The organism is Spirulina sp. LEGE 11439 (assembly GCF_059821285.1).
Genome location: NZ_JCAMRX010000007.1, coordinates 129,987 through 144,264 on the forward strand (window position 1 = coordinate 129,987; position 14,278 = coordinate 144,264).

General features: G+C 41.7%; 19 protein-coding genes. 16 read left to right on the plus strand and 3 right to left on the minus strand.

Going from position 1 to position 14,278, the window contains the following annotated elements:
* The 3 genes from AC6RV6_RS07500 to AC6RV6_RS07510 all read right to left on the minus strand — a co-directional run.
* Positions 1–2,234, minus strand: a 2,234-nt coding sequence (locus AC6RV6_RS07500) for a hypothetical protein (protein WP_500240093.1), incomplete at its 3' end; no start/stop codon positions are given.
* Positions 2,231–2,788, minus strand: coding sequence for a hypothetical protein (locus AC6RV6_RS07505; protein ID WP_500240094.1), 558 nt, complete (start codon positions 2,786–2,788; stop codon positions 2,231–2,233). The genes AC6RV6_RS07500 and AC6RV6_RS07505, both read right to left, overlap by 4 nt.
* On the minus strand, positions 2,781–4,451 hold the full coding sequence (locus AC6RV6_RS07510) for a DUF935 domain-containing protein (RefSeq protein WP_500240096.1): 1,671 nt from the start codon (positions 4,449–4,451) through the stop codon (positions 2,781–2,783). Before AC6RV6_RS07510 ends, AC6RV6_RS07505 begins: the two co-directional genes overlap by 8 nt.
* A gap of 132 nt (positions 4,452–4,583) precedes the next feature.
* Between AC6RV6_RS07510 and AC6RV6_RS07515 the strand changes: the two genes are divergently transcribed.
* From AC6RV6_RS07515 to AC6RV6_RS07590, 16 genes are all read left to right on the plus strand, one after another.
* Positions 4,584–4,934 (plus strand): Mor transcription activator family protein, encoded by a 351-nt coding sequence (locus tag AC6RV6_RS07515; protein WP_500240098.1) that lies wholly within the window; start codon positions 4,584–4,586, stop codon positions 4,932–4,934.
* Positions 4,924–5,439: a phage protein Gp27 family protein gene (locus AC6RV6_RS07520; RefSeq protein ID WP_500240099.1), complete on the plus strand. Its 516-nt coding sequence runs from the start codon at positions 4,924–4,926 to the stop codon at positions 5,437–5,439. The genes AC6RV6_RS07515 and AC6RV6_RS07520 overlap by 11 nt, the downstream gene beginning before the upstream one ends.
* Positions 5,436–6,770, plus strand: a complete 1,335-nt coding sequence (locus AC6RV6_RS07525) for a phage terminase large subunit family protein (RefSeq protein ID WP_500240100.1) — start codon at positions 5,436–5,438, stop codon at positions 6,768–6,770. Before AC6RV6_RS07520 ends, AC6RV6_RS07525 begins: the two co-directional genes overlap by 4 nt.
* Positions 6,771–6,867: 97 nt before the next feature.
* Positions 6,868–7,197 (plus strand): hypothetical protein, encoded by a 330-nt coding sequence (locus AC6RV6_RS07530; RefSeq protein WP_500240102.1) that lies wholly within the window; start codon positions 6,868–6,870, stop codon positions 7,195–7,197.
* Between the two features lies 1 nt (position 7,198).
* Complete coding sequence (locus AC6RV6_RS07535; RefSeq protein WP_500240103.1) at positions 7,199–8,356, plus strand: helix-turn-helix domain-containing protein; 1,158 nt, start codon at positions 7,199–7,201, stop codon at positions 8,354–8,356.
* A complete protein-coding gene (locus AC6RV6_RS07540) occupies positions 8,353–8,709 on the plus strand; it encodes a capsid cement protein (protein WP_500240104.1) in 357 nt (118 codons plus the stop codon). The genes AC6RV6_RS07535 and AC6RV6_RS07540 overlap by 4 nt, the downstream gene beginning before the upstream one ends.
* A complete protein-coding gene (locus AC6RV6_RS07545; RefSeq protein ID WP_500240105.1) occupies positions 8,710–9,648 on the plus strand; it encodes a capsid protein in 939 nt (312 codons plus the stop codon).
* Complete coding sequence (locus AC6RV6_RS07550) at positions 9,648–10,169, plus strand: DUF7210 family protein (protein WP_500240107.1); 522 nt, start codon at positions 9,648–9,650, stop codon at positions 10,167–10,169. The genes AC6RV6_RS07545 and AC6RV6_RS07550 overlap by 1 nt, the downstream gene beginning before the upstream one ends.
* 104 nt (positions 10,170–10,273) lie before the next feature.
* Positions 10,274–10,582, plus strand: a complete 309-nt coding sequence (locus tag AC6RV6_RS07555) for a hypothetical protein (RefSeq protein WP_500240109.1) — start codon at positions 10,274–10,276, stop codon at positions 10,580–10,582.
* A complete protein-coding gene (locus AC6RV6_RS07560) occupies positions 10,582–11,193 on the plus strand; it encodes a hypothetical protein (RefSeq protein WP_500240110.1) in 612 nt (203 codons plus the stop codon). The genes AC6RV6_RS07555 and AC6RV6_RS07560 overlap by 1 nt, the downstream gene beginning before the upstream one ends.
* Before the next feature lie 5 nt (positions 11,194–11,198).
* Positions 11,199–11,783 (plus strand): hypothetical protein, encoded by a 585-nt coding sequence (locus tag AC6RV6_RS07565; protein WP_500240111.1) that lies wholly within the window; start codon positions 11,199–11,201, stop codon positions 11,781–11,783.
* Positions 11,780–12,205 (plus strand): phage protein Gp36 family protein, encoded by a 426-nt coding sequence (locus AC6RV6_RS07570; protein ID WP_500240112.1) that lies wholly within the window; start codon positions 11,780–11,782, stop codon positions 12,203–12,205. Before AC6RV6_RS07565 ends, AC6RV6_RS07570 begins: the two co-directional genes overlap by 4 nt.
* Before the next feature lie 73 nt (positions 12,206–12,278).
* Positions 12,279–12,440: a hypothetical protein gene (locus AC6RV6_RS07575; protein ID WP_500240114.1), complete on the plus strand. Its 162-nt coding sequence runs from the start codon at positions 12,279–12,281 to the stop codon at positions 12,438–12,440.
* Entirely contained in the window at positions 12,437–12,871 is a 435-nt protein-coding gene (locus AC6RV6_RS07580) for a Gp37 family protein (RefSeq protein WP_500240115.1), read from the plus strand. Before AC6RV6_RS07575 ends, AC6RV6_RS07580 begins: the two co-directional genes overlap by 4 nt.
* 6 nt (positions 12,872–12,877) lie before the next feature.
* Positions 12,878–13,678 carry a hypothetical protein gene (locus AC6RV6_RS07585; RefSeq protein ID WP_500240117.1) on the plus strand — a complete coding sequence of 267 codons (801 nt, stop codon included), beginning with the start codon at positions 12,878–12,880 and terminating at the stop codon, positions 13,676–13,678.
* A complete protein-coding gene (locus tag AC6RV6_RS07590; protein WP_500240119.1) occupies positions 13,679–14,278 on the plus strand; it encodes a hypothetical protein in 600 nt (199 codons plus the stop codon).

Sequence of the window (14,278 nt, forward strand, 5' to 3'; positions counted from 1 at the left end):
CGGGCTTCGACTCCTTCGACATTGGTGGTGACAGTTATAGGCTGAACCGATGCCAGTGTGCCTCGGGTTTCGACTCCCTCAGCATTGGCGGTGACGGTTATGGGTTGAACCGATGCCAGTGTGCCTCGGGTTTCGATTCCCTCGACATTGGCGGTGACGACGATCGCGGAAGTGAGATCGAGAGGATTGATTGCCCGTACTGAGTAAAAACTCACGGGTTCGGGATTGGCAAAAGCGCTAAAATTAAATCCCGATTTAATTGCCCGCCCCGCACAAAAACTCACAGCCTTGTTATAGGGTTTGGAGATCGCTTGCTCGGTCGTGTCTTGTGGGTCGGGTGTTGGCGGATCTTCGGCGGTGAAGGTTTCCACAGACCGCACCCCAGCTAAACCCATCCAAATGGCATCCGAAGCAAAAAGACATCGACCTTTTTGACCTTCTTGAACGAGGCTTAGGGTTGCCCCATTCATCAGGAATTTGTGTTCTTTACCATTTGGCTCGATCCAATGAACGGCGGCAAGGGGAGAAATCTCGAAAAGCGGATCGAAAACAGGACTGGCAAACGCTTGCCCCTTGTATTTCCCCCAGAGCATTGCCCCTTCAATTTCGGCAATTCTCCGCGCTTCTTCCTCCGAGGCAATCATTCCCGCTTCTAGGGAGTAATGCCGCTCTCGATCCCGGAATTGGGAACCAAAAACAGGCGGTTGGCGAACTTCCGCAACGATTGGGATTTCTGTCACTTCCGCATCGGCGGGAAATCTTTCTGGTGCGGGGGGATGAGCCTGTCCTGAATTGCTGCGAGTGGGATCGCGGTGCTTGACCCGGAGAGCCAACTTATTACTTAAACTTGGCTCCCGTCCGGATTCTTCCAAATCTTCTAGCGCTTCGGGTTTAGCGAGAGCCGTTGCTTCCTCCTCTTTTAAAAGTTCCTCCCAATCCCCTTTTTTGATTTTTGTCCAAGTTTGGGTTTCTTTTCTTGCGAGTTCGAGACTTGCAGGCAAAACCAAATTATCTTCTTCAGACAAAATTGCAGCAATAGGATAATAAGTTAAGGTTTTTTTCTCAACAAATTTATCTGAATATTTCCAAACAATGAGAATTTTTTCTGCGAGGATTAAACTTGTATCGCTAAATAAGCGATCTGGATTATTGCGCCGCCATTCAGCTAAAGCTAAGCCAAAAGGTTGATAACGTAAAAACTGCTGACTTTTTAAGCGTCCTTCATCAATTCCGCAAATATCTCCCGTTGCAGTTTCGTAAACTGCATCAACAAATTCTTTGACTTCAAACCAAAGCGATAGACCGGCAGTTGTTAAGTGTGGCAGTAACTCAACTTTAGGTTTCCAAACGAAATATTTTTGATGAATAGTTCGATTCGTTCTATTAATCTTTTCTTCGCGATATTCTCGCAGTGCAATGATATCGCCAAAAGCATTAGGAAGATAATATTCTGCCTTAGAATATTCCTCATTCCAATCGCTCCAACTATCCTTTGAAGGCGGCTTTTGAGTTTCGAGTTTCGTTCCCGAACATATGATTCTGTCGCAGGGTTTTTCGACTCCTGTAAGACGTTCGTAGCTAACTTCATGATGCCCAATCCAGCGAATAAAATGAGGCTTTGGACTTAAATTAATCGGTTTTACATGAATTCTACCATCGTTTCCTTGATAACAGAGCCGACCGTGAGCGTAGCAAATCTGTCCGATGGATGCAATACAACTCCCATTATGAAATTTACTTTGAGGAATGTTGGAAACACCCGGAATATTACCGATAAATCCATCGGTTATTCCAGCTTTTTCTAATAATTTTTCAACAACCCAATTATTTGTAACCTCATCTCCAATCGGAAAGCAGATTTGTTTTCCGGGCGGGGTATTAAAATCGAGTAAGGTAAGTTTGCAACCCAGTTTTATTTTTAATTCTTGTCTCCCGTCGTATTCCGAATCAATAATATAAGTTTCTCCGAGGATAGGAGCAAGTTTAAAAATCCCTGAAGTATCCGCTAACCAGAGATTAATTTTTTTTCCTCTAGCCCATCTACCGTTGCTTCTGTCGTCTAAATCTTCTGTAAATCCGAGGGCATTTTTAAGTGTAAGATTGCCATCGATTTTAATGATTCCCGATTGGCTTTCATAGTGATTAAATCCTCCTGTAATCTGGATTAATCCAGAGGAGCAATTCAAACTATCGATAATTAATTTATAATTCCGGGTAATAATATTGGCGGTCATGGTAAATCCTCCGATGGTGGGACTAAATCCATTTCTCGCGCTTTAATTTTAGTAATAAAATGATTTTTATCAATCTTACCAAACCATTCCGAAGGATTCTCAAACTTTAAAAATATATCGAACTGACACCAAAAAAATTGAAATCCAATAGGTGCAACAGGATTGGTTATAATATCGCCAATCTTTGCTCGTTTTCGAGGATTCTTTCCTCTAAAAATTACTCTTTGGTCTAGTAATCGCACGGCTAAATCGGGATTTTGTTCGCGGCTTCTATCCTGTTGTTCTTCCCAAATCGCTTCCAATAATTCTTTTTCTTCAGCATTGAGAAAAAATTCATATTCAAAGGTATGTTTAGGCGGGTAATGATTTCCTGCAATGATAGTTGCACCATCAAGCGACTCTGAAATAGTAGATTGTTGGCTAAAATCTTTGGTTCGTTTTGCTCCCAATCCATCCCCATTATTTCCGTAAAAGTTAGACCAGTCTAAATCGAGCCTCAAACTGTCAAGAATGAGGCTGAGTTTATAGCCGTAAGGAAAATCAAAATCACTCATTTATTGCTGCATCCTCCTGTCCTGCTAGTCGGCTCAAAGCCATTGCTTGAGCCATGTATGCCGTTAAATCGTCGCTTTCGAGATTAGGATATAAGGAGTAAAGTTGTTCCTGAAATTCGCTCAGATCGCCGTCAGAACTATTGAGAGTTTTCCGAATTTCTTCTACCCAATCATCAATAATAAATTGAGTATCTCCTAAGAGTTTTTGGTTGATTTGTTGAGAGGAATTCAAATCTGATTCTGCAAATTCTTGTAATTCCTCTTCTTCTATATCTTGGTTTTCTTCAGTTGGTTTTTCTTTTTTCTTTAAATCATCTTTCTGTTCGTTATTATTAAAGTTAGCTGCCGCATTCATCATTTTGTTGAGCCGCGAATTTGGAATAAAAGGAAATGCAGCCTTAATGACTTCAATTCCTGCATCGGCGGGTAATTGTTTGGCAGCAACCAGCGACAAAACCTCGACAACACTTTGAACCTGTGCGCCATTGAGAACAGTGGTGCTATCTTCGCTCTCATTTTCATCTCTATCCCAACCGTAAACCTCTTCTAAATAGTCGGGATTTGGTCTGAAGCCCCAGCCTACAATTTTGTCATCGCGATCGATCCGCTTATTTAAGTCTTCCTCATCCTCTAGCTTTCGCCAGACTTGCGGTAAAGCCGCACCCGGAAAATTAAATTCAACGAGCCATCGGATCGGACCCTGATTGAAGGATTGGCAAATTAGATCCGCGTCCGATTTGATAACCGCTTTACCTACTCGTTCGTGTACCTCGCTTTGAGATCGACTGGAACCGTTATCGGTTGTCATCGTTTGAGAAAGGACGATCTTGCTGATAGACGCATTCATGCGATCCAAAAATTCAGCATGATTGACCGTCCCACCTCGAGCCGTCAATACGTCGATTTGAGTCCCCAAAGGCGTAACAATTCCCCCGTTATTCCTTAGAGATTTAATCCCATCGGTAACATCATCAATTTCTTTTTGAGTGGGATTGCTGTTGTTGGTTTGCCCATGCAAGGGCGGGCTGGCAAATCGGTCTAGGAAGTTGAGCCAAAATTTCAAACCGTTGCGTTTGAAAAAACAAGGCCAATATAAAAAGTGAGCTAACCCTAATCCATAAGGTTCATCGTCATTGTCGGCACCACAGGAGAAATGCCAGAAATTTTTGGGCGAGAGGGTTTCTCCAAAAGGAGATTTGAATGTGAGGAGCTTTAGATTGCCGTCAAGATCGAAGGCAAAACGGCGTTGTTTCTTGACCTTGATTTTGGGAATTTCCCAGTATTTCCCCTTATTTTTCCAGATGAGTTCGCTAACGCCAAAGCCAAAGAAAACCCCAAATAACATTTTATTGGTGACATTATCAAAATCAATTTCTTTGAGCCAATTTTCGATGAATTTAGCCGCTTCTTTATCAAGTTTTCGATTGCCTCCCGGAACCACTTCCCAATCCCGACAAATCACCGCTAAACGACGCTGCTGAAAGCAGGATGCCACTTGGTCGTCTCTTAATAGTTCTTCATATATTTCATAATTTCCGCCTTTACTGGCAAGGATCGAGTCTTGAGGATCGAGGATGTCGAGAGGTTGGATGTACCCTCTCGTAATATCGCGTCCGTCTCGAATTGTCGCAATTTCACCGATTAGCGGTCTTTTTTCGGGCATGAGTGGATGATTTTAACTCATTCTTAGTGTTGCGAACGGTTCCGTAATTGGTAACTGCGAACTTTTTCGCAGTTACCAATGATGAAGTGCAAGGTTTATCTTTAAATCGGATAATCAATCTGGAATAGATCGATGGAAAAAATCAAAAACCAGCAATCTTTTTTTCAATGGTTATTAACAGTTCTAGAGAGAGAAGAAATATTTGATATTTTTGCTAACAGGAGCGGTAAGTTAATCTATGTACCTTGCTATGAGAATATCAAAGGAAAAAATCATTGGCTCGAAAAAATTGACCCGGAAATAGCGAAACAGCTTTCTTTTTTCTGGTCAGGAAACTATTATAGGATTCCAAGTAAATTAATTAGATATCGACGCAATCAAGAGATATTATCCCTTTCAGACAAATTGTCCAGTCAACAGTTGGCAGACAGGTATAAATTATCAACCAGACAAATTCAAAAAATTATCAAAAATGCCCGCTAGATCTATCGTTGAATCATTACCTGATGAAATCCGAAAAGAATTAAACCAATTATTAATTGAAAATCACTTCTCAGGATATGAAGGATTAAGAATATGGCTGTTGAAAAAAGGTTGCAAAATATCCACTACAAGCATTTGCAGACATTCGCAGAAATTACAAAAAGAATTAATCGAATTTCAGCAAATAAACGAGCAGGTGAAAACGATATGTGAGGAGATTGGAGACGATGAGAATAATCTTGCAGAAGTTTTGACTAGGCTGGCTCAAAAAAAATGCTTTGAAGTTTTGATGGATTTCCAAAACCCTGAAGAGATAAGCCTTACCGCTCTCATCCGCGCTATTTCTGAGTTGAACAGGAGTAGCATTGCTGTCAAAAAATATAAAGCAGAAGTCGCAGAAAGAGCTAAATCTGCTGCTGAAAAAATTAGAGGAAAAATTAGCAATGGTGGAGTTTCAGAAAAAACAATTAGAGAGATTGAAAGAGATGTTTTAGCTATCGCATGAGTTATTTTTTACCGTATCAAATTAAATGGCTTCAAGATAATTCTCGATACAAAATATGCGAGAAATCCCGACGAATTGGTATGACTTATGTACAAAGCTATGAAGATGTCAAAGATGCCTCAAAGAAAGAAAATCCAATGGATGTTTGGTTTTCTTCTGCTGATGAAACCGCCGCTAGAGAATACATTCGCTATTGCGAACAATGGGCAAATTTATTTAACATTGCCGCCAAAGATTTAGGCGAAAAAGTTATCGACAAACCCAACAATTTAAAAGGGAAAACAATTGAATTTGCAACAGGAAAACGAATTTATGCTCTTAGCAGCAATCCCAAAGCGTTTCGCTCAAAAGGAGGCAAATTAGTTCTCGATGAGTACGCTTTTCATGGCGACCAAGAAGCGATGTGGAAGGCTGCGAGACCGATCATTACATGGGGCTATCCTTGCCGAATCCTCAGCACTTACAACGGCAAATCAAACCGCTACTACCGAATGGTGGAGGAAGCCAAAAAGGGCAACAATTGGAGATTGCACTCGACAACGATCTACCAAGCCGTGGAACAAGGATTGGCCGATCGCATTCTCAACAGAACTCTCACTCCACAAGAACGCAACCAATGGATCGAGGAAGAACGAGAAACCTGTGGCGACGAGGAAACTTGGCAGCAAGAGTACCTCTGCAACCCGATCGATGAGGCGACTGCCTACCTCACTTGGGATTTGATTTTCAGTTGCGAACATCCAGAAGCTGGACAAACCGAATTGTACATTCCCTCACAAAACTTTTGCTTTGTGGGAATGGACATTGCGAGAAGACGCGATTTAACGGTGATTTGGGTTTTAGAGCAGGTTGGCGACGTGCTTTGGACTCGCGAGGTTGTTGCTCTGAAAAACGCAAAATTCAAGCACCAAAGAGCAGAATTAGAACGGATCATGGATCGCTACAAAGTCCTCAGATTGTGCTTAGACCAAACGGGTATGGGGGAAGACATGGCAGAATGGGCGCAAGATACTTTTGGGGCAAAAGCAGAGGGTGTTTTATTTACCGCCAATGCAAAGCAGGATTTAGCTCAGGGATTGAAACAAATCCTAGAGGATCGCAAACTGCGAAATCCTCCAGAAAAAGATATTCGAGAATCCCTCCATTCGGTTAGAAAAACAACAACAAGCTCAGGCAATCTTCGCTTTGATGCGGAACGCAACGAAATCGGTCATGCGGATTATTTCTGGGCAGAAGCCCTCGCCGTTCATGCCGCCGCCCGCCCCTTACTTCCCTTCCGATTCCAGAGTGTAGGACGGCAAAGTTGGCGAGATGAATTAGCCCTTTTCTGACACTGCGAATTTTTTCGCACTTATCAAGCGAAAATTTTTCTTTTACTCTGAAAGAAATGGACGAGAGTAAATTTTATTCCCATTTAGGAAGAAAGATGTGACCTTTTCATTACCTCTTAGTTTTAAATTTGGGCGCGACTCCGAACCCAAAAATGAGCAATCGCAATCAATTAAAGTCGCGAAAATCGAAACGACTTTAGAGAAAATCTGTCAAAGTATCGAAGATTTTTCTAATCAATTTAGCGAACTCACTCACGCTCTATCCGAAATCAAACAGAAAAATGTTCATCAGCAAACCATTATCAATGTAGCAGGTGGAATCGCTGCTGTTTTACTACCTTCTGTAATCGGTTTTGGGATTTATTGTCTCAATTCCATTTACGATTTACGAATCGCTGTTGAACTGTTAAAACATAGCTTGAATTGATATGTGGATTGAAGTCTTTAAGACAGGAACGCACACGGATATGTCTGGAAATTCCTCAACTTTTAATGAGGAAAATCTAGATGAAATTGTAGATGCGTACAATCAATCTTATCAAGAGCGAATCAACGATGCTCCTTTGGTTGTAGGTCATCCCAAGCACAATCATCCGAGATATGGCTCAGTTCAGAAATTAAGAAGAGTCGGTCAAAAAATTGTAGCGAAAATAGGGAATCTCAATTCCACTTTTGCAGAATGGTTGAAAAACGGGACTTATAATCGAGTTTCTTCCTCATTATTCAAGCCAAATTCACCGAGCAATCCGACTAAAGGCAAGTGGAATTTTCGCCATTTAGGATTTTTGGGCGGGGCTGCTCCTGCAATTCCGGGTTTGAAGATTCAGGATTTTTCAGAGTCAGATTCAGAAAATTTTGATGTTGCTTTTGCTGATTCAGAAGGATTTATTTCTTTTACAGAAGAAGGAATAAATTTTGCTACACCATTAAGTTCTCGGCTCAATCAATTGGTGACTGAGAAAGAGATGGATGTTAATAGTCTCGCATCTCAAATTGGAGTTACAGCAGGCACAGCAAGAGAGATTCTCTCGGGAGGAATTAAGCGCCCTCCTGATGAACGACTCAAAAAATTAGCTGAGGCTTTAGATGTTTCTTTTAAAGACTTACAAGCATTAGCAGATGAAGGAATGGAAACTTCAGATCATAGTGAAAATAAGAACATGGCCTTAGAAGCAGAATTACAGCAAGAACGAGAACGGAGCAAACAGTTAGCTAAAAAGCTCCGAAACTTGGAGTTTTCCGAGTTTCTCGGTTCTGAACAAATGAGAGGGAAAATCATACCGGGTATCAAGCCAAGAGTTTTGACTTTTGCAGAAAATCTTGATGATTCTGTGCCAATTTGTTTTGCTGAAGGGGAACCGTCGACCACCCAACTCGAGCAATTCAAAAACATCCTCAAAGACTTGCCCGATCAGATTGAATTTGGCGAACAACTTCAAACCGAAGATAACTTTGATTTTGCTGAAGATGCCAATGCTTTGAGTAAGGCTGCGAAGGAATATCAAGCTCAGCAAAAAGCTAAAGGAGTAATTATCTCGAATAGAGAAGCTATTGATTTTGTTTTGAGCAAGAGAGGACAGAAATGAGCGCACCTAATCTAATTCTGCCATTAATGGCTGAAGAAAATATCGGCGATCGCCTATTTATTCAAGCTGGTTTACAAGATGGGCAAGGGGCTGTGGCAACGGGGCCGGGCGATCGCATTCTTGGAGTCAGCAATTCTTTACCAACAGAAACCGGAGAGTTAATCGATCTGCACGTAGATGGTCTGGTGGAAATTTATTGTGGCGGATCGGTAAATCATGGCGACTTTGTAACTGCAAATCCTACGGGACGAGCTGTAGTCGCGGCAGCAGGTCAACGCCACGGCGGTATCGCTTGGCGTAGTGGCGTTGACGGAGACATTATCGACATTTTAGTTATTAATGGGGTTGCATAAATGACAAAACGACCATTTAAGCAAGATGTTCGGCGCTCTGGAATTTCGATTATTTATCGCAATGAGGAAGTTAACCTGATTGCTGACCAAGTTTCTCCCAGAGTTCCCGTGAGTGAGCGGTTCAGTTGTCAGGTCTATGACCTCCCAGAACGCTTCACCATTCCCAACACCAGAATTAGTCGCACAGGACGAGTTAATCGGGTTAATTTTAAAGTCGATGAAATCGAATATCGCACGGAACCTCATGGTCTTGAAGATGCGATTCCTTTCACTGACATTGAAGCCGCTAAAGCAGAAAATTATGGCTACGATCCTGAAGATCATGCCGTTGAAGCTCTCACAGATTTAGTTCTTCTGGATCGAGAAGTTCGAGTCGCTAACGAGTTTCAAAATCCCAACAATTATTTACCTGCAAATACGAGAGTCCTATCGGGGACGAGTAAGTTAAGTGATTATTTCAATTCCGATCCCATTGGAATCTTTAAATTAGCGGCTCGTAGCACGATTTTAAGAGCTAATTCTATTGCGATGGGAGATGAAGTTTGGGACGTTTTGTCAACTCATCCTAAATTAGTTTCTCTCATCTATCCAAACGGGAATGGACAAGGCATGATCGAGCCTCAAGAATTCGCGCGGAAACTCCGTTTCAAAAACATTTTCATTGGTGAAGGGCAGCTTAATACCGCCAAGAAAGGACAAGCAGCCAACATTGAGCGGGTTTGGGGAAATAATATTGCGATATTCCATCGAAATATGATGGCGAATAACCAACGTGGTACTACTTTTTCCCTTACAGGGGAATATAAAAAACGCAAAGTTATGCGTTTTGAAGACCCTTATATCGGAGAAGAAGGTGGTGTTGTCGATCGCGTCACTGAAAATGTCAAAGAAGTGTTTCCCGCTAAACCATTAGGATATTTGATTGAGGATGCTGTTTGATGAAAAGATACAACGTTATTCGGTACGTTCAACACAGCGGGAAATTATATTTACCCGGATCGACTATCGATCTAACTGACGAACAAGCCGAACGATTAAAAGATAAAATTCATCCGGCAATTGAAGGCGATGGCGTACCAATTCCCGATGATAGATCGGGAGGGAATGGGGATGAGGGATTGCATAATTTCGGCGAACCAATTCCTCTTTTCCGGATGGTTTATCAACAGTCTAATGGTCAAATTTATTTAGCCAATAATGACCAAGAAGAGCAATGTCGAACTGTATTAGGTATTGCTACGTCCGACGAAAATGAACAAACTCGAGTGAAATACGAAGGAAAAATAGTGAACTCCGACTGGAACTTTAGTCGAGGCAAACCATTATTTTTACATAGGAATGGGCAAATCAAACAAACCGTTCCGACATCAGGGCATATCTTACAAATTGGCGAGGCTTTAGGAAAAACCTCGATTAATTTGGAAATCAAAGAAGTCGAAATTCGCAATTCACAATCTTAGGAGAATAAATGGCTGAATTATTTGCAGTACGTGATACTACTACCGGAAAACTAATCCTTAAACCTCTTGAGGGAACCGGGACAATCACGGCATCAGAGGCTCTTGTGGCTAACGATCTAGTCAATATTTTTGATGATGCCGGAACTTTAAAAATACGTCGGGCTGATGCAGCAACAGGGAAGCCCGCTCATGGATTTGTTACAGCCAACGGCGCGCAAGATGCAGATGCAACGGTTTATTACAAAGGAGTTATTCCAATGGTGGCGAATGAAGGCTCTTACTTTACAGGAGATGCCGGAGCTTTGACCCAAGCGCCGACTTATGACGTAGGACATATGGTTCAATATGCTGGCTATGGCAGCCCCGACGGAGTTTATTTCGAACCGGATGAAGACGCAATTGTGAGTGCATAATGGCAACTTATTTATTAGGTATCAATTCTGACACTCACAAACTTATCCTGCAAAAAGCTCCCGATGCTGCGCTAATGGTGCCGATGATGGTGGGCGGAATGATAGCTGTAATGAGCGCTATTTTGCCCAATACTGATATTGTTGCGAAAAATGGTTGGTATTGGTTGCGATTGGATCGTGCCTTTGGGTCGATCGGGAGAGCATCCAGTAATGCTCAAATCAAGAGCGATTTATTAGAATATCTGTTCCTTGAATTAGGTGGATCGCAAGCGAATTGGGATGCAGGAGTTGCTCTCCCCATTCCCGATTATCGCGGGCGGGTTATTGCTGTATCAGGTCAAGGTAGTGGGTTGAGTCCAAGAGAATCGGGGGATATAGCAGGGGAAGAAGTCCACTTACAGACCGAGCAAGAAGTTGGGCCTCACGCCCACGTCTATTCTGATTGGGGATATAGCTGGGGGTCTGGTTGGCCTCCCTCTTTCACATCACCCGGGGGTCGTACTGGATTTCGATATCCATCCACCAATCTCAATAGTGGTGGGCAACCTTTTAATGTCATCCAACCCACCATTTACCACTCTTATCTCGTTTTTTTAGCGTTTCCAGTATGAAGATTTTGATTATTCAGACCGAAGGGGATATTAATCTTTGCGGAAAAAATTTCCCCGCACAATTTCTCATCGATAAGGGATTTTTTGCTCTTCCCTTTTTTAGTGTTTCTAATCAGGCGATACAAGCTAAAAATCTCATTGTTTACGAAACTTATTCGGTCTATTCTAGTGGCAGTTCTGTTTTAGGGCAACTCGCGGAAAGTGATCGCCTAACAATGATAGAGACATGGTGCGAGAATGTTGATGATTTCTATCAAGAATATCTGAACTCTCTACCAAAGCCAGAAAATATCGATCCACTACCAGAATCACCAAATTGGTCAGAATTTTCAGTTCGGGCTGCTGATTCTGATTTGTTTGCCATTGTAGAAGATTCTGGGAATCAAATATCTTTGAATATTTTAAATCTCATCATTGGGATAACGAATAATCCGGGACTCCAGAATGACCCAAACACCCTAATAGAAAATGGAAGGTTGCAGAAACGATTACAAATGCTAATTAATACAATTGATAATGATTTATCCGTTGCTATTTCGCAATTTAATGTAATTCTGAAAGAAACGTTAAACGCGAATTGGATTCTATGAATTACGCTAGAGAAACAGACTTAATGAACTGGTTAGGAGAAGGCGAAATCATCGCGCTTACGAATCCCGACGATCCGAATGCCAATGCAATTAATCAAGCCTCTCTTAATGAGGCTTTAACCTTTGCAACCAACCAAATCAACACTCATATTTACAGGCATTATTCATATCTTTTACCTTTTGATGATGTCATTAACCCTATTCCCTCAATTTTAGTAGAATGCGCTAAAAACTTGGCTCGATATCATCTGGATCGCCGGGATGATTTTCGCGAGGGATTGCAGGTAGATTTTGACCATTGGATAGCTTGGCTAAAGGATATTGAGTCAGGGGAGAGGATTTTACCCGTTCCCCAACCATCAAAAATCAAGGTATTCTACACCCCTGACGTATTTTCCGAAAACAAATTGAAAAGTTTTTGACACTGCGAATTATTTCGCACTTACCAATTGAATTTAATTGACTCATACTGAAAAAAGAGTTTTTAAATCATTAATGAAAACTTGGATTGCTGAAATCGCCTATAGAACTTTATTTTTCTTAATTAGAGAAGATAAACCAACGGCTAAACTTATCAAAGAAATGGCGGCGGCATTAGTCGCCATTTTAGCCACCCTTTGCATTGTCAGTATTTTGTTATTCTTCGTTAATTTATGATTGAAGAAATTGAAAATGCCATTGTGCAAAGATTGACTAATGAATTAAAAGTAGATAATGTTCGTGTAGTTTCCTTTGCTGATAGCATTGAAAGTTACAACAAACATAAAGGAGAAAAATTAATAATTGTTGGCTTTGCTGCTGCTAAATCTGACCCTCCGGCAAGCAAAATCATGCACGGAGTGACAATTCAAGATGAGAAGCTCGAATTCGATTTAATTTTCCGCCTGAAAAATCTGCGAACCCATCAACCTGCTTATAATATAGCGAACAAAATTCGCAATGCTCTAACTAAGTTTGCTCCTCTTCAAGAACGCAGAGAATGGCTTTATCAAACTGATTTTAGATTCCAAGATTTAGATGGGAATCGAGTCTGGAACTATACTCAAACGTTTTCTATTGAATTACCTTATCAACAATACAGGAGTTGATCATTTATGTTTTCTGGTGCCGGTGGATTATTTTTTGAAACACAAAATCTCTCTCTCCAAGGGATTGTCGATCTGTTGATTGCTGCTGAACTTTATAAGTTTTCTTATGATATTTCGATTGATTCCAAAAAAGCCATGAGTTGGCGCAATGGTGAATTGGTAACGGCGGCGGCGACAAAAGGTAAGCGGGAAAGCGAATTTACGGTTTCTTCTCAATACATGGATTGGGCGCACTTGCAGTTTTATTTAGATGAACTTGCGGCGGTTTCTAGTAATGTCATGCTGCCATTTCTGGAAACTGTTTTTGTCCCAGCTATTACACCTTTTGAGCATACCGATACGCGGCTCAATGCGACAAATGCTCCCAATGTCAAGATTTACTTAAATGAGTCTCCTTCGGTCATTCTCGTACCGGGTTGGCTGACGCAAGTGAATGCGATCCAAGTCGCCGATAAACGCAGTTTTGCGGTGGATGCCATCACTCAGAAAATTACTTTCTCGTCCGATCTCGCAGGTGCAACGGTCAGTTACTCGATCGGACGCGAGGCGGCTTCGGTGGAAAGTATGGGCTACGAAACGAACCCAATTTCTTTTGGGCGGATGAGTTTTTGGGGGATTGGCTATTTCTCCAATAAGACCGATGAAGATCTGCTCATTGGATTCCCCAACCTGTCTCGGACTTCTGTGGCTTCTCTGAAGGCTGAGGATGGGGTGGTGGAATATGAAACGAAATTTGAAGCCACGCCACCATCGGGTAAGTCGAAATCCTACCAGATATTTAAACTCTCAACGGTGGAATGGGCATAGATGAAATCTAAGTTTGTCGCGATCGAATTTGATACGGTGGATTTTCCGGGTGCAGATGGGAATATCCACACGATTCGGCAAGCGCCTCTTTCTCAGCGCGAGAAACTTCGGGACAGGCTCAATGCGCTTTACAAATTGGTTCAAGATTCCGAAGACGAACAGTTAACGATTGTTGATTTTTACGATTCTAATGAATATTTCCGCTTTCTCTGTAATCGATGTTTGGAGTTAGCGGGAATCGCTTTGGATTGGGTTAATCCCAATATGCTACTCTATTTTCTTTTTCCTCATAAGGAAGAAGAAAAATTCATTCCGGGTCATTTAGTGAGCTTGAATTTTCCTCCATCTAAAAAAACGGGAGATGGGTCAAGTTACGAGGAAGTTTTAGCTGTTTTATGGGCGGTAACGGGGGAACTAGAAAAGGCTTTGGAGTTGGCTCAATCTCATCCTGCCAATGAACTGCTAGAAATTCTTAATGCTCGCAATGAACTACAGAAAAAATCTACTCCTGAAGGTGCTAAAAAAGCGATGATTGAAACAGGACAGAATCGCGCTTTGGAGAAGATTCAAGAGATGAGAAAGCAGAAAGGGATTGATTGA